Annotated in this window: 15 protein-coding genes and 1 riboswitch; of the genes, 10 read left to right on the plus strand and 5 right to left on the minus strand. The window is 42.5% G+C overall.

All coding sequences use genetic code 11. From position 1 onward, the window contains the following. Positions 1-215 precede the first annotated feature (215 nt). Positions 216-1,256, plus strand: coding sequence for an IS630 family transposase (locus ACX6CI_RS20450; protein ID WP_458775510.1), 1,041 nt, complete (start codon positions 216-218; stop codon positions 1,254-1,256). Between the two features lie 360 nt (positions 1,257-1,616). Beyond that, positions 1,617-2,330: a PEP-CTERM sorting domain-containing protein gene (locus ACX6CI_RS20455; protein WP_458775511.1), complete on the plus strand. Its 714-nt coding sequence runs from the start codon at positions 1,617-1,619 to the stop codon at positions 2,328-2,330. A gap of 781 nt (positions 2,331-3,111) precedes the next feature. On the opposite strand, the gene ACX6CI_RS20460 is transcribed toward ACX6CI_RS20455, so the two are convergent. Continuing rightward, on the minus strand, positions 3,112-3,420 hold the full coding sequence (locus ACX6CI_RS20460; RefSeq protein WP_458775512.1) for a hypothetical protein: 309 nt from the start codon (positions 3,418-3,420) through the stop codon (positions 3,112-3,114). Between the two features lie 445 nt (positions 3,421-3,865). Here ACX6CI_RS20460 and ACX6CI_RS20465 point away from each other — a divergent pair, with 445 nt between their 5' ends. From ACX6CI_RS20465 to ACX6CI_RS20485, 5 genes are all read left to right on the plus strand, one after another. Continuing rightward, positions 3,866-5,485, plus strand: a complete 1,620-nt coding sequence (locus tag ACX6CI_RS20465) for a PDC sensor domain-containing protein (RefSeq protein WP_458775513.1) — start codon at positions 3,866-3,868, stop codon at positions 5,483-5,485. A gap of 233 nt (positions 5,486-5,718) precedes the next feature. Further along, the gene (locus ACX6CI_RS20470; RefSeq protein WP_458775514.1) at positions 5,719-6,135 is read left to right on the plus strand and encodes a hypothetical protein; all 417 of its coding nucleotides are present in this window, start codon (positions 5,719-5,721) and stop codon (positions 6,133-6,135) included. A 263-nt stretch (positions 6,136-6,398) separates the two neighbouring features. Beyond that, positions 6,399-6,755, plus strand: a complete 357-nt coding sequence (locus ACX6CI_RS20475) for a PilZ domain-containing protein (RefSeq protein WP_458775515.1) — start codon at positions 6,399-6,401, stop codon at positions 6,753-6,755. Between the two features lie 326 nt (positions 6,756-7,081). Next, the gene (locus ACX6CI_RS20480; RefSeq protein WP_458775516.1) at positions 7,082-7,321 is read left to right on the plus strand and encodes a PEP-CTERM sorting domain-containing protein; all 240 of its coding nucleotides are present in this window, start codon (positions 7,082-7,084) and stop codon (positions 7,319-7,321) included. Between the two features lie 328 nt (positions 7,322-7,649). After that, entirely contained in the window at positions 7,650-7,898 is a 249-nt protein-coding gene (locus tag ACX6CI_RS20485) for a hypothetical protein (protein ID WP_458775517.1), read from the plus strand. Between the two features lie 138 nt (positions 7,899-8,036). Here the strand turns inward: ACX6CI_RS20485 and ACX6CI_RS20490 are convergent, their stop codons facing one another. Further along, positions 8,037-8,642 carry an anaerobic ribonucleoside-triphosphate reductase activating protein gene (locus tag ACX6CI_RS20490; protein ID WP_458775518.1) on the minus strand — a complete coding sequence of 202 codons (606 nt, stop codon included), beginning with the start codon at positions 8,640-8,642 and terminating at the stop codon, positions 8,037-8,039. Then, the gene (locus ACX6CI_RS20495; protein ID WP_458775519.1) at positions 8,639-10,786 is read right to left on the minus strand and encodes a ribonucleoside triphosphate reductase; all 2,148 of its coding nucleotides are present in this window, start codon (positions 10,784-10,786) and stop codon (positions 8,639-8,641) included. Before ACX6CI_RS20495 ends, ACX6CI_RS20490 begins: the two co-directional genes overlap by 4 nt. A gap of 32 nt (positions 10,787-10,818) precedes the next feature. Beyond that, a riboswitch (cobalamin riboswitch) is annotated at positions 10,819-11,031 on the minus strand. A gap of 284 nt (positions 11,032-11,315) precedes the next feature. On the opposite strand from ACX6CI_RS20495, the gene ACX6CI_RS20500 reads away from it, so the two are divergent. From ACX6CI_RS20500 to pyrB, 3 genes are all read left to right on the plus strand, one after another. After that, the gene (locus tag ACX6CI_RS20500) at positions 11,316-12,410 is read left to right on the plus strand and encodes a hypothetical protein (protein WP_458775520.1); all 1,095 of its coding nucleotides are present in this window, start codon (positions 11,316-11,318) and stop codon (positions 12,408-12,410) included. A gap of 339 nt (positions 12,411-12,749) precedes the next feature. Then, positions 12,750-13,181, plus strand: a complete 432-nt coding sequence (locus tag ACX6CI_RS20505) for a PKD domain-containing protein (RefSeq protein ID WP_458775521.1) — start codon at positions 12,750-12,752, stop codon at positions 13,179-13,181. A 198-nt stretch (positions 13,182-13,379) separates the two neighbouring features. Next, positions 13,380-14,318, plus strand: coding sequence for an aspartate carbamoyltransferase (pyrB, locus tag ACX6CI_RS20510; RefSeq protein ID WP_458775522.1), 939 nt, complete (start codon positions 13,380-13,382; stop codon positions 14,316-14,318). 160 nt (positions 14,319-14,478) lie between these two features. Here pyrB and ACX6CI_RS20515 read toward each other — a convergent pair whose 3' ends face one another. Further along, a complete protein-coding gene (locus ACX6CI_RS20515) occupies positions 14,479-15,885 on the minus strand; it encodes a uracil-xanthine permease family protein (RefSeq protein WP_458775523.1) in 1,407 nt (468 codons plus the stop codon). Between the two features lie 285 nt (positions 15,886-16,170). Beyond that, a complete protein-coding gene (gene yqeB, locus ACX6CI_RS20520; RefSeq protein ID WP_458775524.1) occupies positions 16,171-16,980 on the minus strand; it encodes a selenium-dependent molybdenum cofactor biosynthesis protein YqeB in 810 nt (269 codons plus the stop codon). Positions 16,981-17,002: the final 22 nt, after the last annotated feature.

Genomic DNA, 17,002 nt, shown 5'->3' on the forward strand with positions numbered 1-17,002 from the left:
ATCACAAAAATATTTTAAGCCTACTACTACTATTTCTCGTAAGAAGTAATCGTTTAGAACCACACTTATTCTATTGGGGTGGGGGGATGGTAATTGTATTTAACGATTTTCCCTACACCGGCTTGCAAGTAAAACTTTTGTGTGTACCAGCTCGCGACCTGGGGGGAGCTATTAACCTGGTGGTCAAATACTCATAAGTATGTTATATTGAGGACATGAAAAAACATGACTCAAGAAAGCTACCCAAAGAGGTTTTGCAACATAATCGTGATCAGGCAATCCGGCTTTTCCGAGAAGGTACAAAAAGGAAAGATATAGCCAGCATAATTGGTGTTCACTATACAGTTGTTTGTGCATGGATACGTGCATGGAATACTGGCGGTGATGCCGCCATCAAATTGAAAAAAAGAGGCCGTGGTTCTGTTGAGCAACGGTTGTTAACGGAGGCACAAGAGGCGGTACTTAAAAAGTTACTGGTTGAGAAAAATCCCCAGCAGTTAAAACTTCCTTTCGCTCTTTGGAACAGGAAAGCTATCCAGTCAGTAATCTATCAAATGTGGCGGGTGCAAATAGCTGTTCGCACTATAGGCGATTATATGAAGCGTTGGGGGTTCACACCGCAAAAGCCATTGAAAAGAGCTTATGAACGAAGCCCTAAGGCTGTAAAACAATGGTTGGATGTCACGTATCCCAATATCAAGAAACAGGCTAAAATTGAAAATGCAGAAATTTATTGGGCTGATGAGACTGGTATTAGAAATGATTGTCAGCATAGCCGTGGTTATGCGCCCAAGGGTAAAACCCCAACAGTAGTAATCAATGCGAAGCGGTTTTCATTAAATATGATTTCTGCAGTGAACAATCAAGGTCTGGTTCGTTTCATGATGTATGAACAAAATATGAGGGCACGTGTGTTACTACGTTTTTTGAAACGATTAATCAAAGATGCAGGGCGAAAGATCTTTGTAATTCTAGATAATTTACGTGTACATCACGCAAAATTAGTCAAGGCCTGGCTGGAAAGACACTCCAGTGAAATAGAGGTGTTTTACTTGCCCGCGTACTCGCCAGATCTCAACCCAGATGAGTATTTGAACTGTGACTTAAAAACTGGAATAAGAACATCATCTCCATCTAGAAGTAAAGATGATTTAAAGGGTAAGGTGATAAGTCACATGAGAATGATACAGAAAAAACCGGCAAGGGTCGTAAAGTACTTTGAACATCCTTCCATTAAACATGCTGCGTGTGGGTAAATGCCCGCCGGGTTAATAAAAGTATGGAGAATAAAATTCATGACCAAGTGTCTCTTTTTATGGGTACACCAGCGAAATAGACATAGGGCGTTAGCATTTTGTTCACAGAAGCAACTACTATTGCATAATGAAAGCGATCTTTTCCACTTTTTAGGAAAATAGTCATTTATCCGGAAAACGTGTAGTGGAAATTGGTGTTTTATTAATTTTTGGATTACTAATTATTTCATTCAAGTGTCAGGAACAGTTTGTGTTATTTTTTTTTTCAAAAAACATTAGCTCCTAGGCGTGATGTTTGCAAAAGTGTGAGGAGTGAACATTGGGACAAAATATGGAAAAAGTAATAGCATGGAGTAAAAAATGAAAAAATTATTAACTTTATTAGTAATGTTGGGTTGTGTTTTTGTATTTGGTAGCACGGCTCACTCTTTGCCAAGTAGTGACCAGGATGTTAAACTCTTTCGTACATCTGATACAAAAGGAGGTGCAAATGGAGGAGGTGAATTTCTTATTGAAGTCTACGCTGATGGTGGGACTGAATCGATAGATCAATTTACTAGTTTTTGTGTAGAATATTCTGAGCATATATCTCTAGATACTCGTTTTAATATAGCTAACGTAGCTGATTATGCTGAGCTGGGCAGTGGGGGCGCTGATGCTGACGGTAAAGACTTCTTGTCGAACAAAACTAAATGGTTGTTCTGGAATTACTTATACGGTTCGGATAGCGAAATCATCAGAACCGATGCAGCTCGGGCGAATGATGTTCAATTGGTAATCTGGAATTATGAAGGCGAATTTGGGGCTTCTTCTCCTTTATTCACTGGTAGTTTGACTGCAGAGGCAATAAAGATTAAGGCGTTTGTAGATTATAAGTTCTCTAATTTTAATACTGATGATCTTATGGCTGGGGTTGGTACGGTGAAGGTATTGAACTTAGAAAGTATTGGTGACCCAACATCATATAAACAAAGCCAGATTATCGCTGCCCCTGTACCTGAACCGACTACCATGCTTCTTTTTGGTACAGGTTTGATTGGTTTGGCAGGAGTTGCACGAAGAAAGAGAAAATAATACTCCTAAAATTCGAAATACCAAGGCAGAGTCAGAAATGGCTTTGCCTTTATTGGTTTGTGACATAGTAAAAGATTGATACCAGATTATCGAGGAATAAGTTACCCCACAGTTCTTCACTGGTGATTCATCTTCTTCTTAGTTAATTGTAAGTCACACAGGATATTGCAAATTAATTTAGGGACGTGTCGGGCGCTTTATGTGTATAGGCCAAGCAAATGTTTAGCGCTGATCTATTAAATGCATAAAGGGTGTACTGGCGGGTGTGTTTTTGCAGTCGAATTGTTTTGTGGCCGGTAAGCTCCTGATAATATATGTGATATGTTTCTGGTTCGATTCCGACCTCCGGCACCAATGCCAAGACAGCGTAATTCTTAGATATTCTAGGGGTTACGCTGTTGTTGTTTGTAGGGTCCGAAGATGGTGACTTTAGCTCTAAAGCACCTCAGAGTATGTCGTTCTAATCTACCAGAAATCTACCAGGAGATCGGCTAGAATGATCACCATTACAGCAAGAATACTCCAGTCAGCTCACCCAAAGTTAACTCCATACTTCATTCGAGACACAGAGGTAAAAGGTTTTGTAGGCAAAGTGAATCCATCCGGATCTATCAAGCTGATAGCTGAAGTGAGGCATGAAGGACGTACATTCAGAAAAACAATAGGGCAGTATCCACACGCGGCTTTTGGTAAGGCTCGTACACAGGCCATTAGTTATATCGAGAAAGTAAGAACAGGCAGATATCTAATCACAAAAATATATTCAGAATACTATTTTTTCTTAATCGAACTGGCCGAGGGGACGGCTGAATGTGTACTCGGCGGGAATAACAACTAAGCTATCCCAGGCTTCGTCGATATTACCTCCTAGGGCAGAGAATGGGGACGAAACTACGAAAACGACAGTGCCACCTAACAATGCTACAAATCCCAGAGGACGGCAAAGAACAAGATCAGCAGTCATGACTGCCGGGTCAGGTTGTTCTAGGCGACTGATCTTGTCTTTTGCGGCGTGAACTATAGATGATGAGCTGAGTGAGATTGACAGTATAAGAAAAAATGAAGTAATTGTTTTTTTATACTTGGACATTTATCCACCTTTTAAAAAGTATAACTACAAATAAATGAGGCACGTGAAAGAGCTCCACGCAATGCTATATTTTTAGATCTACTTTATCCTGTTTTATTACCTATTACCACAAGGATTTGCCAAATCAAAAGCTCAGAAGTTTTCTTATCATTTGTAGATCAGCGTGCTAATTTACACGTTGTTCAAAACGTAAATACTACTTACCTCTGCGAGAGTGAATCGAAAAAAAGCAAATAAAAGCAGTGTAAAGATTTGTCTCTTAACCTGATAGAAATCATGGAGGGCGCTTCAGTGCATCCCGTCGATAGGCTTGGCGGTGGCAGATATGTTGCGCTATAGGGTTTCTGGGCAAAAATAGGTACAGAGCTTTGTGCATGGCGAAAGTTGTTATATAGTTACTTCAAAGGTGTTGAATTTTGATGTAACTATTTACGAAACGACCATTATGATAAACGTCCGTTTAAAGATAGCCTTATTAGGTATTTTTAGTTTTGTAGCTCTTGTACCTCTTGTTTTTCTAGCGATCTGGTCAAAGCAGAGTACCTATGATAATGAACTGAATTCTGTAAATGACATCCATCTGCTTCTCGCCCAGAATTTAACAGGTGCATTAACACGATATGCGGTTGATGTTGAGGCGATCATAACTGATATTAGTAACCATTTAGAAGATAATCTTGATACAGGACATCGGCATCTTTTAAAGACAATCGGGATCACAATGGTGGCCACAGTTGGAGGATTAGAAGAAACCGAACAGCTTCGTTACGGAAATGTTAATTACTTGCCACTGCAGGGAGTGGCGGCTGCATTGAATGAAACGGACTGGAAAACTGTTGGTAAGATACAGATGTCAGGAGTAATGCCAGATCAAAAGGGGAAGCCTGCCATCTATTTGCGTTATTTTGGGGCACCCTCTGGGGAGACTGTTATCGCCTCTCTCTCTACAGACTATATCGTTACAGTTCAGAAAGCTGTCACTTTTGGTGAAAAGGGACACGCAGCTATAATTGATCATCGAGGTCGTTTACTGGCACATCCAAAAGGGGAGTGGCAGGCGGAGATGAAAGATATTTCCAAGCTTACACCGGCCCAAAAAATGATGTCTGGAGGCACAGGGGTCATTACGTTTTTTTCTCCGGCAGTTAAGGCAGATATGATCGCCGGTTATTCCGTTGTTCCATCAACCGGTTGGGGGGTAATGATTCCACAACCAATTTCAGAGCTTGAGGAGCGTGCTATAGAGGTTCAGAAAGTTGCCTTTGTCATTGGGGGTATTGGTTTCTTATGTTCACTTCTGATAGGTTTTTGGTTGTCCAGACTCATCTCCAAGCCAATTCTCTCCATAGTTACAGCAGCTTCTGATTTAGCAGAAAATAAAAAGAGTGTTCGGGTCACACCTGAGGAGGACACAACAATCGTTGAATTAGATAAGCTCTGCTCAAGCTTCAACGATATGGCGAAACAGGTGGAAGATGTTCGGAATAACCTTGAAGAAAGGGTTGATGAACGTACCAAGGAGTTACAGGTTGAGATACAAGAGAGGTTTTTGCTGGAGAAAAAGCTACGCCAACTCGCCACTCACGATCAGTTAACCGGTCTTGCTAATAGATCGCTCTTTTTTGATAGGCTTGACAAAGCTCTGAAAGTCAATGCTCGTACCCAGCGAGGTGTCGCCCTTTTCTTCATCGATCTGGACGGGTTTAAGGCCATTAATGATAAGTTTGGTCATGGGGCGGGGGACCAGCTGCTTATTAAGACGGCTGATCGTTTAAATACAGTATTCAGGAAAAGTGATACTGTCTCACGTCATGGTGGTGATGAATTCGTTGTTCTCCTTCTTGAACCTGGTAATAGTGAGGAGCTGAGTCGGCTTGGCCAAAAGGTACTCGACAGGTTGCAACAACCGTTTAATCTGTCTGAGGGGGTAGCGTCAGTTTCTGCATCAATAGGTATTGCTCTAGCTGGCAAAGACATGGATACAGACAAGCTGATCGAATTAGCTGACAAGGCGATGTACGCAGCTAAGGCGCAAGGGAAAAACAGCTATGTTATATCTGAATAAGGTATAGATTAATTTTCCGTGGTACATTAGGTGTTTCCTTGAAGTATCAGCACACCTGGGGCTTATTTTTGTACCCAGGACTCCTGTGGAATCTGAAATAGTCTCATTTTCTTGACCATTGGGGCGGGGAAATGTTGTTTCTTGATATATTCAGGAGTAACTGCTACAAGAACAAATATTCTTTAATTGATAGAGCTATTTATATAATATTCAGATGTCCACAAGAGGGAACTATGAAAAAGCTATTTACTGCCACAGTACTGAGTCTCACATTTGCATTGCTTACTACCCCTGCGTATTCAATTGACGATGAGGCCCTTGGTAGTAAGGTGGCAGCTGGTAAGAGCTCAAAAGAGCTTCTTGCAACATTCTTTAGTTGTGTTGATGCTTCAGTGAATAAATACACTCTTGAAATGGAAGTTCCTGAAGAGAATATGGGAAATATTGCGTGGGAGAGTTGTTCTGAAGATTATTTTGCTTACGAGATTGTGCGCTCTGGGGAAGCAGGGAATAAAGTCACAGAGGCTGATATGGAGTTGGTCAACTGTAAAGGGAAGTTTTACACCAACTACCAGGTAATTCAGCTTTTTCAGAAAGACTTGGCCCGTGCATTCGATATAATGAAAAAGAATATGGCACAATCTGAGTAGAATTTGCCCCTGGCCACTTCTTGCCTGAAACGATGTATAGATGAATCACGGCTACAAGCATTGTTCTCTGCTCTATTAAGAGTCTGGTGGGGTTTCTACTTAACTATATTGGCCAAAGATAATGCTCGTGTGATATAAGATAATGAGTGCCACTTGCAAAACAACCATCTTGGAGTATGGGGTCACCCGGCTCAATATCTCCGTTTTGCAGATAGCTTAGGAGTAAGCTTTTGAACTGATTATTCTTTATCAATGGAGATTGCATGAATAATGAGAGACGTGAAGTTGATCGGATTGAAAAGGAAAATGAATTTCATTACACAAAAGTCAAGGTTGATGATAATGGTACACAAAGCTTGAAAGGTTCGATGCTTGATTACAGTGTTGCTGGTCTGAGATTTGTAACTGATGAGCCTTTGGAAAAAAATACATCATTACTTATTCAGTTGGATCTGGCAGCTTTTGATGGTGATGGAGTTGATTGGAAGACTCTTTGGGAAACTGGCGATGCTGCAACGCTCAGTATTGTAGGCTCTGTAATGTGGTGTCTGGCGAGTAAGGTTGAGTCTAATGTTTTTGAGGTTGGGATGCGGTTTACCCAAAAGGCTGTTGAACAGTAAAAAGAATATCAGTCGTATTGTATCTCAATCACTATATTAAACCTGACCATATTTTGTGTCATTCTTAATTATTTTCTACAATATCGTAGCTCAGGTCTATTTATTGTAACTCTTTGTTCGTTTTTTCGAACTGCAGATTCGTGTGTTCCTGAATAGCGAACTCCTTTTGTGTTCGAGTATCTCTTGTCGTCTCAGTTGTTGTCTTATATGTGCAATGAAAACAGCATTCTAGGTGGTGTTTTTGTGAGTCGTTCGGTAGGGTGGCCTTCAGTTTGCAATACTATATGCTCAGAAGATGTAGCGTAAGCTTAAGGAGAACTGACCCCATGACAAAAGCATTCAATTATCTCAAATCTATTGTCTCAACCATTGTGCTACTAGTTGGAACCGCAACAAGCAGTTATGGTTCTCAAATAAGTAACCCTTTCAGTCAGAGTTTGGGTGGGCAGGCCCAAGTATTCCAGCTTAGTAATTCGACAGCTGAGCCTGAGACTATGCTCCTGCTGGGTATTGGACTTATCTTGTTGGCAGCAGTCGCTAAGAAAGGTAAGAAAAAACCGAATTGATTCTGAGGGTAATGCGCACTTCAAACTATTCTAGAAGTTTTTCACCCTCATATTTGCGAGTTGGTCGGTTGTAAATTTAAGTAATATTTCTGTTCTACTCTTGACTTTTCCTAACCAAAATTATCTGATTCTCTCTGCCTTGATTACCGGTATTTCCAATACCACGGCGGGTAGTAACCTTTCTTTAATTTACCCTATTTACGTCAATCAACTTTGTTATCCAGGTTAGACACAGCTAGTCTTGTCTACACCATTAATAATGGATATTATGTGAAATAAAATATCTGTATTGACAACATATTGATGAAATAAGGAACGAAATCACGCTATGAAAGTTAAAATAATGTACCACGATAAATGGAATGGTGGCGATGATGTGACCTACTATCCTGTTGAAGTAGAAATACTCAATAATTGTCCTCAGTGTGGTGGCCCTAGAGGCATAACCGTGCCACGTGAACATAGAGAGTTTGGCCGGAGCTATACTCTAGATAATTGGGAAAATCCCTGTGGCCATATTGATACCTATGAGGATGTGTATAGAGAAGCTGAGCGTTTAAGAGATGTTACCAAGTGATAGTGATCACTGGTTAAGCTTAGCCAGAAAATAGATTGTATAGAACGATAACAATGAAATGCCCCTCAGGTTGATTCACCCTGAGGGGCATCTTGATTACTATAGGTTAGTGTTCAGATTTGTAATAAGCCAAGGTGTTTAGTGGAGATTTGTTGATTGATCATTGATTTTAAATGGTTGCACGACATACCTGGATTTTTTCGGCAGGGACGTTTTAATTAGACTGAGATCATCTTCTGAGAGCATTGGTGAAAAGTGGGTTGTCCTAAAGTGGTGGGGTAAACCACTCTCTACAATACTGTTGATACTCTCTCTTATTCGTTCGAGATTAACCTCTGTCCCAGCAAGGAGTTCATATTTGTCCCACGGTGCTTTTATATCCATCGCAATATAATCAATGAGGTTTTGTTTAAGCAGATTGAAAATGGTCTCCGGTTTGCTGCCATTGGTGTCAAGTTTGACCTTGTAGCCCAAGGCTTTAATGGCAGTTGCAAAGAAAACAAGGTCTTTCTGTATTGTTGGTTCCCCCCCTGAGATAACAACTGCTGAGACAGTTGTACGCCGCTTTTCTAAATACTCCAGGACATCCTCGGCGCTTAATGATGAATGGCCAGCGCTTGTCGCAAGTAATGGCCTGTTGTGACAGAATGGACAGGCAAAATTGCAGCCTTGCAGGAAGATAACTATTGCAGGAGTTCCAGGATAATCGCAGAGAGATAGTTTTTGTAGGCCACCAATTATCATGGGCAGGACTCCATCTGGTAATGGCTTCTCTTTGAAAACTCGGCACGTTTTCCTGCGTTCCACTGTTTAACCGGCCGCATATATCCAACAACTCTCGAGTATATTTCTGTAGGTTCGTTGCAGGTGGTACAGGTCTCAACTTCCCCCTTTAAATATCCATGGGTTGGGCATATGGAAAATGATGGAGAAATGGTGAAGTATGGTATCTGATAGTTTTCGCACACTGATTTTATAAAAAGTTTAACAGCATTTGGATCCGGCGCGGCTTCCCCTAGAAATACATGTTGAACTGTCCCTCCGGTATATTGAGCCTGTAGGTTATTTTGTAAATTCAGGATATGAAAAATATCATCACTATAGTTAACCGGAAGTTGGGTTGAGTTGGTGTAAATTGGAATGGTTGGGCTGGTTTCAGTTGTCAGCCCTGCACTCATCTCAGGGAAGCGCTTCTGGTCCAGCTGTGCAAGCCTGAACCCGGTTCCTTCTGCAGGGGTGGCCTCAAGGTTGTAGTGATTTCCGGTTTCTTCCTGGAAATTTTGCAGTTGTTCTCTGATATATTGCAAAATCTCAAGGGCGAACTCCTGACCATTTTTTGTACCTATGTCAGTGTCCAGTAAGTTAAGTACGGCTTCATTTGCTCCAATGATACCAATGGTTGAAAAATGGTTGTCCCAGTAAGTTGTAAAGCGTTCTTTGATCTTTCTTAGATAGTATTTTGTGTAGGGGTAGAGGCCTTTTTCTGTGTACCGTTCCAGTGATTTACGTTTTATTTCAAGACTGTCTTTGGCAATTAGGAGACGCTTTTGTAACATCTCAAAAAACTCATCCCTGGTGCTTGCCTGGAATCCAATGGCCGCAAGGTTGATGGTTACAACACCGATGGAGCCAGTAAGTGGATTTGCACCAAAGAGGCCTCCACCCCGTTTCTCCAGTTCCCGGGTGTCAAGCCGTAAACGACAGCACATAGACCGGGCATCATCCATTGAAAGATCGGAGTTTACGAAGTTTGCAAAGTAGGGGATGCCATATTTGGCAGTGACATGCCAGAGTGAGTCCAGGTCACTGTTGTCCCAGTCGAATTCGTCGCTGATATTGTAGGTAGGGATGGGAAAGGTGAAGACTCTTGAGTTTGCATCGCCCCCAGACATTACCACAAGAAATGCTTCGTTAATCATGTTCATTTCATGCTGGAAATCCCCATATTTTTCAGCCTGTTCAACTCCTCCAATTATCACTGGTTGTGCAGCAAGAGCTGCTGGTGGTTGTAAGTCCATGGTGAGGTTAGTGAAGGGTGTTTGAAACCCCACACGGGTAGGAACATTGAGATTAAATATAAACTCCTGAATTGCTTGCTGCGTTTCTTTTTTGCTGAGTTTATCCGCCCTGATAAATGGGGCAAGAAGAGTATCAAAACTTGAAAAAGCCTGGGCGCCAGCGGCTTCTCCCTGAAGGGTATAGAAGAAATTCACAATTTGGCCAAGAGCGCTGCGAAAGTGTTTGGCAGGCCCTGACTCAGCTTTTCCTGCAACTCCTCTAAATCCATTTTTCAGTATGTCTTGAAGGTCCCATCCGACGCAGTAGACTGAAAGAAGCCCGAGGTCATGGAGGTGAATGTCTCCGCATTCATGGGCAGCACTTACTTCCTGTGGATAAATCCTGTGGAGCCAGTAGTTTTTGCTGATTTCATTGGCAACATAGTTGTTAAGACCCTGGAGCGAATAAGCCATATTACTGTTTTCTTCCACCTGCCAGTCGAGACGGTCGAGGTAATTGTCTATGAGCTGGATATCGGCTTGTTCAATCAACTCCCGCATTTTAGTTCGTTGATCCCGGTAGAGTATATAGGCCTTAGCTGTCTTTTTATAGGGAGAGTATAGAAGAGTCTCTTCTACAAGGTCCTGAATATCTTCTACTGATGGTGTACTGGTTGAAATGAGATCCTGGGCAAGGTTAAGCACTCTGATTGTAAGCCTCTTTGCTTCTGGTCTGTCAAATTCATCAGTTGCCTGGCCGGCTTTCCAGATGGCTTCGGTAATTTTTTCAGATTCAAATGAAACGATCTGCTGATTTCTTTTTTTCACGCCAGTAAAAAGAGCAGAAAAAATAGCGGTAAAAGGTTTGGGCTGCGGCAGTACTTGTGACATGGTTTACTCCCTTTCCACGAAGGCTGTAAAATGATGGGTATGGAATATTGGCAGGTTTTCGGACTCATGAACGTTGGGTTGTACTTGCCTACTGACCATCGCTTTCCAGACATCGTCCAGTGCTTTTGATGGTGGTCGTTTTCATTTACCGCTGCGGGACAGTCCCGGATTTTCACCAGGTTCCCTGTTGCCGCGCTTGTTCTAGCCCTGATCAAGGGGTAAGTACCTTCACGAAATTCATTCATAAAAAACAAATAAGCGTATACTTCGAGAAATGAATTTCTAAGGACTAAAGCGCACCAATATAGATTGATGTTGATTATATGGTATATGCTTTTTTAGTCAACACAAAATATTGTGTGTTTGTGGTTTTTGGCAGCTAGGCATTGTAAGGACAATTCCATTTTTTCTATTTCATCCTAAAGATATCTTTATAAGGTGCCGATGGAGATAAGTGTGAAAAGCTTTTATTAGTCAAGGATGACTGAGATAGCTTGAATTCTACATTAAAGCCAAGGAGGGCTCCAAAATGATAATTTCTGATTCAGCAATACAGCTCTTTTCTGAGCGAACTTCAGTTGAAATGCATCAAAAACGTGAATCTCTCACCGTCTGGAATGGAGATAAAGAACCACGCATATCCAGAGCAAATAGAGGTAGAGGACGTGAGTTAAATTCGTCCGTTGAACAGGTTCAGCGGGGAAACGATAAAGTCTCTTTAGGTCGTCACGGTCATATGAGAAACCGTCAGGTGAGTGAGACTGATATGGAAGTACCAGATGATCAAAAAAATACTGTAAGTCTGAATATGCGTGTTCTTCAAGCCATGTTTGAAAGGATTACGGGACGAAAATTTCAGATAGCTGAACCTGTTTCAGCAAATCAGGGCAATTTTGATGAATCCGCTGTTGTTGCAGCCAGTGAAGGAGAAGCTGTTGTGCCAGCAGAAGAAAGTGAGGGTTTTGGAATGGTCTATGACTACCATGAATCCCACTACGAATATGAAAAAACCGAGTTTCAAAGTGCAGGAGTTATTAAAACAGAGGATGGCCGGGAAATTGATTTTAATGTCAGCCTGTCCATGAGTCGTGAATTTTATAGCGAGCAGAATGTAAACATTCGGGCTGGTGATGCTCTGAAAGATCCTCTGGTTGTCAATTTCTCAGGAGGTGCTGCTGAGGTGACTCAGAGGGATTTTCACTTTGATATTGATGCAGATGGACAGTCGGATCAGATTGGTTTTGTGGGTCCCGGAAGCGGATTTCTTGCCCTTGATAAAAACGGCGACGGGGAAATAAATGATGGAAGCGAACTCTTTGGAGCATTGTCCGGGGACGGCTTCGCAGATCTGGCCGAATACGATACCGATGGAAATAACTGGATCGACGAAAATGATGATATCTATGATAGCTTAAGGATTTGGGCCAGGGATCAGCTTGGAGAAGAACAGCTGATGGGACTCGGTCAGGCAGGTGTAGGTGCTTTTTATCTTGGCCATGTTGAAACCTTGTTTTCGGTAAATGATAGCGATAACGTAATGCTCGGTCAGGTTAAAGAGACTGGTCTTGCGGTTATGGAAACGGGTCAGGTTGTGACCATGCAGCAGTTGGATCTCGTCGCCTGATAATGTTTCTCTCCATATGTTTTTCTTCCAAAGGTTTCGGCGTTAAGCTGAAACCTTTTTTTTTGGGGCACAGGTAGTGCAAAAAGAGTTCAGATGGTTCTGAATCAGGTGCAATTATTGTTGATATGCGATTGTGGTATGTCGATTAAGTTACTGTAAATAAGTGACTAGTGCGTTTTTGAGGGTTTGGCATGTGAATTGCTTTCTTATTTTCAGTGAAAATATGAAACAGTATCTGCCACTGGCAGAGCTCAGATATAGGCCATACAAGCGGAGCCTCTTCGGGAGAGGAACGGTTGTTGAAATAATGAGGCCATAGGACTTGAGGGATTTACAGCCATGAAAATGATTAAAAAAGGTAAGAACAATAATAGAGTAAAAATAGCAGCAGCTGTTCTATGTATATTTGGAGTAACAATTGTTGCTTTATCGGATGGTATTTCAACCGCTTCAGAATCAAAAGAACAATCACTGTTAACTGCCTTTACGGGAGGAGAAAATGAGGCGTTGCTGCCGGAGAGTTTGAAGGTTGTAGAAGAAGTTGACTTTGAAGGTAAGGCCCCACTGCAGATAAAGTTTGATTCCAAACAATTTGTAGGTCCTATGAACAGTTATGACTGGAATTTTGGTGACGGTGAAATGGCAAAAGGTGCTATTGCTTCGCACACCTTTGTGTCGGCTGGTACATATCATGTGACCTTAACAGCAAAAGCCAGCACTGGAATGACCCATCAGAAAAACATACTCGTTTCTGTCGAGCCTAAGGAATAATATATAGCATGTAATTTATAGGAAGATGAGTTTTACCCTTGTTGTGTTGGGCGGTATGTAATAGTTTGTAGCGGTTTAAATTTTTTTCCCAATGAAACGATGTAATCGCTTTTTCACTATATAATACTAGTCGCTTAGCCCGAATCAAATAGTGCCGTAAAGAAGTGCGGGTTAGAGAAACACGTAAGGAGAACAACTATGACAGCCCTTCCTTTCAAACATGTGGTCGAATCCCAGCAATTCGATCGTAATTTGTTGGAGATTGTGTTCGAGGTTGCAGATCAGATGAAGGCGGATCTTGCAGGAGAACGAAAATTTGCAAAGGCGCTTGACGGGAAAATCATGGCCTCGCTTTTTTATGAGTCCTCCACTCGTACTCGATTTTCTTTTGAGAGTTCCATTTTGCGCCTGGGTGGATCGGTCATTACAACTGAAAATGCCCGTGAATTTTCCAGTGCAGCAAAGGGAGAAACGCTTTCAGATTCCACTAAAATCATGAATGGGTATGCCGATGTCATCGTTATGCGCCATAATGAAGCTGGAAGTGCCGTACGGGCAGCAGAGGTCTCGGATATTCCTATCATCAATGCGGGGGATGGTGCAGGCCAGCATCCAACCCAGGCCTTACTCGATATGTATACCATTGTTGATACCTTCCCCAAGTTTAAAAGTCTTAAGGTTGCCATGGTAGGTGATCTACGCTATGGAAGAACGGTTCGATCCCTCTGTTATCTCCTGACCAAGTATGAGGGTGTTGAGATTATCTTCGTATCCCCTTCTGTGTGTAAGATGGAGGCTGATATTAAGGAATATCTCGATAAATATGAAGTGCAATGGCGGGAAGAGTCAGACCTTGCAGAAGTTGCCAAAGAGGCTGATTGTATCTACATGACCCGAGTGCAAAAAGAGCGATTTCACTCCATAGATGATTATGAGGCTGCTGCGAGTAAATACATTCTTTCTAAAGAAATTGTAGAGACTATGAAAGAGGATGCGATCATTATGCATCCACTGCCACGGGTTGATGAAATACCGGCAGAGGTTGATGATGATCCTCGAGCCAGATATTTTGAGCAGGCGCTTAATGGCCTCTATATACGAATGGCCCTGTTGTATTTACTGCTGAAAAACGACTGATGAGCCACTTGCAAAAGGTTCTGATGTAACAGCTATTTGTGATAGTTTTACCCAATGGGAAGATTATCTCTGACGGGTTGAAGAAAAGACAAAGCCCTCTGTTCTGATTATGCTTAAGAACAGAGGGCTTTGTTATGTTAATAGATGCTTTGATAGACGGCTATTTTGTCTTCTCATCTTTGGCTAGTCCACCTGAGACCATTTGAGTTTGGTCCTTTGCGATCTCCTGAGGTAAAACCAGATTAAGGAAAATTGCAAGAAAGGCTGCAGGCAGAAGACCGGAAGAAAAGAGTACCTTAGCTGTACCGGGAAGATGCTGTAGGGCACCAGGCTCTAGCTGAAGTCCAAGGCCTATGGAGATTGAAATTGCGAAAATAACCATGTTGCGGCGATTCCAGTCCACATCGGAAAGCATGGAAATTCCGGCGGCTACAACCATTCCAAACATGACGATAACTCCACCACCAAGAACTTCAATGGGGATGGTAGAGATAACTGCACCAACTTTAGGGATAAGGCCGCAGACAATCAAAAACAGTGCGCCGATGGTCACAACGGTACGGCTCATAACACCTGTCATGGCAATGAGTCCAACATTCTGGGAAAATGAGGTGTTTGGTAAAGAACCAAATACACCAGCAAGAGCAGTACCTAAACCGTCTGCCCAGGTGGCACCTGAAATCTCTTTTGCCGTAGCTTCCCGCCCTGCGCCACCCTTTGTGATTCCGGTCACGTCACCGACTGTTTCAATGGCAGAAATAAAGGCCATGAGACAAAATCCGATAACTGCAGCAAAGCTGAACTCAAAACCGAAATGAAAAGGATTGGGAAGTGCAAAGGGTGCCGCGTGGGCAACTTTTGCAAAGCTGACCATGCCCATAAAGTAGGCAACAATGTATCCTACGATAAGGCCAATCAGAACCGCTGCGACAGAGAACATTCCACGAGTAAAGAATTTAAAACCCAGGGTGGTGATAATAACGACCAGAGCCACAAACCAGTTATTAAGGCTGCCGTACTCAGGGGTTCCAATGGCAGGAACACCGCCCGCTGCATACTGAATACCTACTTTTACAAGTGCCAGGCCTATCATGGTTACAACGAGTCCGGTCACAAGTGGTGGCAAGGCAAAACGGATTTTACCGATTCCCATGGCAAGAAATGCATGGAAAATTCCACCAATTATCACGCCACCCATAAGGGCCGCCATTGCATCGACGCCTTTTCCTGCAACCAGTGGTATCATGATTGGGATAAAGGCAAAGCTGGTACCCTGGACGATGGGAAGTTTAGCTCCAACTGGGCCAAAACCGATGGTTTGCAGTAGTGTGGCAACGCCGGCAAAGAGGATGGCCATCTGGATCATATAGATCAGATGGTGAAAGTCGGGGGAGTTGGAGCCAAAACCAAATCCAGCGGCACCAGCTACAATAATTGCAGGCGTAACATTTGAAACAAACATTGCCAAAACGTGCTGAATTCCTAATGGAATAGCAGACGCAAGGGGTGGAGTATAGTTCGGGTCTCTGAGCTGCTCGGGGGTGCCGAGCCTTGAATCTTGGGCCATGGTGATCTTTCCTTAACTTGGGTGAATAGGGGGAGTAAAAAAATATTGTGGTAAACTGTTTTTGTTAGAATCTGTATTGTTTTTAACTGATCTATAGAAAATATCTTAAAACAACAACAGCTTGAAAGTCATTGTGTGCGGATACTGTCCGAGATTATGCTACGGATTATTTATAGACTTAGAATATTCAAATTTGGGCAGTATATCAACATCTTGCTTCCTGTCAATAAAGATCAGGTGGAACTGTGACTATACTAATTGTATGGTTTTGGATTATATGTGATTTCAGGTGTCTGTAGTATTGGACAGAAAGAGCAGTGCCTCAAGTACGCCACCACTTATACAGCGGGCTTTGTCAGAGATTGTATAACAGTTGTTCTGCTCCTCTGTCCGTGGGTCAATATCTGAAATTTTCAGTCCTTTATGGACTCGGAAATTATTACGTATCATCCCCCTAATGAGTCCATTGATAGGCGCTGTAACTGGAGTGTTGTCAATCATGGCTATAACGTCACCACGTCTTACTTTAGTTCCGATATCATGGATAATTTGTATTGTCCCACTATTACCGGCATAGATGACTCGCTCTTTATTGTAGCCCTCAATGGTTCCTGGTATGCCGGTGTTCGCGAGTGCCTTTCCCTGGAGGATGATTCTTCCAAGGCTATGGCCACGAGCAGTTTCAATAACTGCGTGTACATCTTTTCCTGCTGTAAACCCAGGCCCGAGTCCAATGGTGACAGGTGCCATATCCATAGTCGTGCCGTAGTTTTTTTTGGCGAGAATGGCATCTACGACGGCAAGGGGCTGCAGTTGTTGTACACACCCTGCAAGCCGATCAATGAACACAGCTACCTTATTGTCTTCCCAGACGGATGTGCACTGTTCAATCGTGGAAACATGTATTGCTGATACATTTTCGACGGTTGATTGCCCATCATATATGGCTTCACAATATGAGACGGTGCGTCTGATCGCAGTTGGGACATCTGATTCGAGAACGAGTACACGAAAGCCACAGCGATTGAGCCTGTGAATGGTTCCAGTGGCGATATCACCTCCGCCGCGAATGACAACAATTTGATTCTTTAACATTTTTCTTTTGTGTTCAGGATAG

This window comes from Desulforhopalus glucosivorans (assembly GCF_054397165.1).

What these genes read in the sequence shown, in the direction of transcription:
- ACX6CI_RS20470 (WP_458775514.1), top strand. Translation starts at nt 5,719, where the DNA reads ATGAAAAAGCTATTTACTGCCACAGTACTGAGTCTCACATTTGCATTG.
- ACX6CI_RS20485 (WP_458775517.1), top strand. Translation starts at nt 7,650, where the DNA reads ATGAAAGTTAAAATAATGTACCACGATAAATGGAATGGTGGCGATGAT.
- ACX6CI_RS20480 (WP_458775516.1), top strand. Translation starts at nt 7,082, where the DNA reads ATGACAAAAGCATTCAATTATCTCAAATCTATTGTCTCAACCATTGTG.
- pyrB (WP_458775522.1), top strand. Translation starts at nt 13,380, where the DNA reads ATGACAGCCCTTCCTTTCAAACATGTGGTCGAATCCCAGCAATTCGAT.
- ACX6CI_RS20460 (WP_458775512.1), bottom strand. Translation starts at nt 3,420, where the DNA reads ATGTCCAAGTATAAAAAAACAATTACTTCATTTTTTCTTATACTGTCA.
- ACX6CI_RS20495 (WP_458775519.1), bottom strand. Translation starts at nt 10,786, where the DNA reads ATGTCACAAGTACTGCCGCAGCCCAAACCTTTTACCGCTATTTTTTCT.
- ACX6CI_RS20490 (WP_458775518.1), bottom strand. Translation starts at nt 8,642, where the DNA reads ATGATAATTGGTGGCCTACAAAAACTATCTCTCTGCGATTATCCTGGA.
- ACX6CI_RS20465 (WP_458775513.1), top strand. Translation starts at nt 3,866, where the DNA reads ATGATAAACGTCCGTTTAAAGATAGCCTTATTAGGTATTTTTAGTTTT.
- ACX6CI_RS20500 (WP_458775520.1), top strand. Translation starts at nt 11,316, where the DNA reads ATGATAATTTCTGATTCAGCAATACAGCTCTTTTCTGAGCGAACTTCA.
- ACX6CI_RS20450 (WP_458775510.1), top strand. Translation starts at nt 216, where the DNA reads ATGAAAAAACATGACTCAAGAAAGCTACCCAAAGAGGTTTTGCAACAT.
- ACX6CI_RS20515 (WP_458775523.1), bottom strand. Translation starts at nt 15,885, where the DNA reads ATGGCCCAAGATTCAAGGCTCGGCACCCCCGAGCAGCTCAGAGACCCG.
- ACX6CI_RS20455 (WP_458775511.1), top strand. Translation starts at nt 1,617, where the DNA reads ATGAAAAAATTATTAACTTTATTAGTAATGTTGGGTTGTGTTTTTGTA.
- ACX6CI_RS20505 (WP_458775521.1), top strand. Translation starts at nt 12,750, where the DNA reads ATGAAAATGATTAAAAAAGGTAAGAACAATAATAGAGTAAAAATAGCA.
- yqeB (WP_458775524.1), bottom strand. Translation starts at nt 16,980, where the DNA reads ATGTTAAAGAATCAAATTGTTGTCATTCGCGGCGGAGGTGATATCGCC.
- ACX6CI_RS20475 (WP_458775515.1), top strand. Translation starts at nt 6,399, where the DNA reads ATGAATAATGAGAGACGTGAAGTTGATCGGATTGAAAAGGAAAATGAA.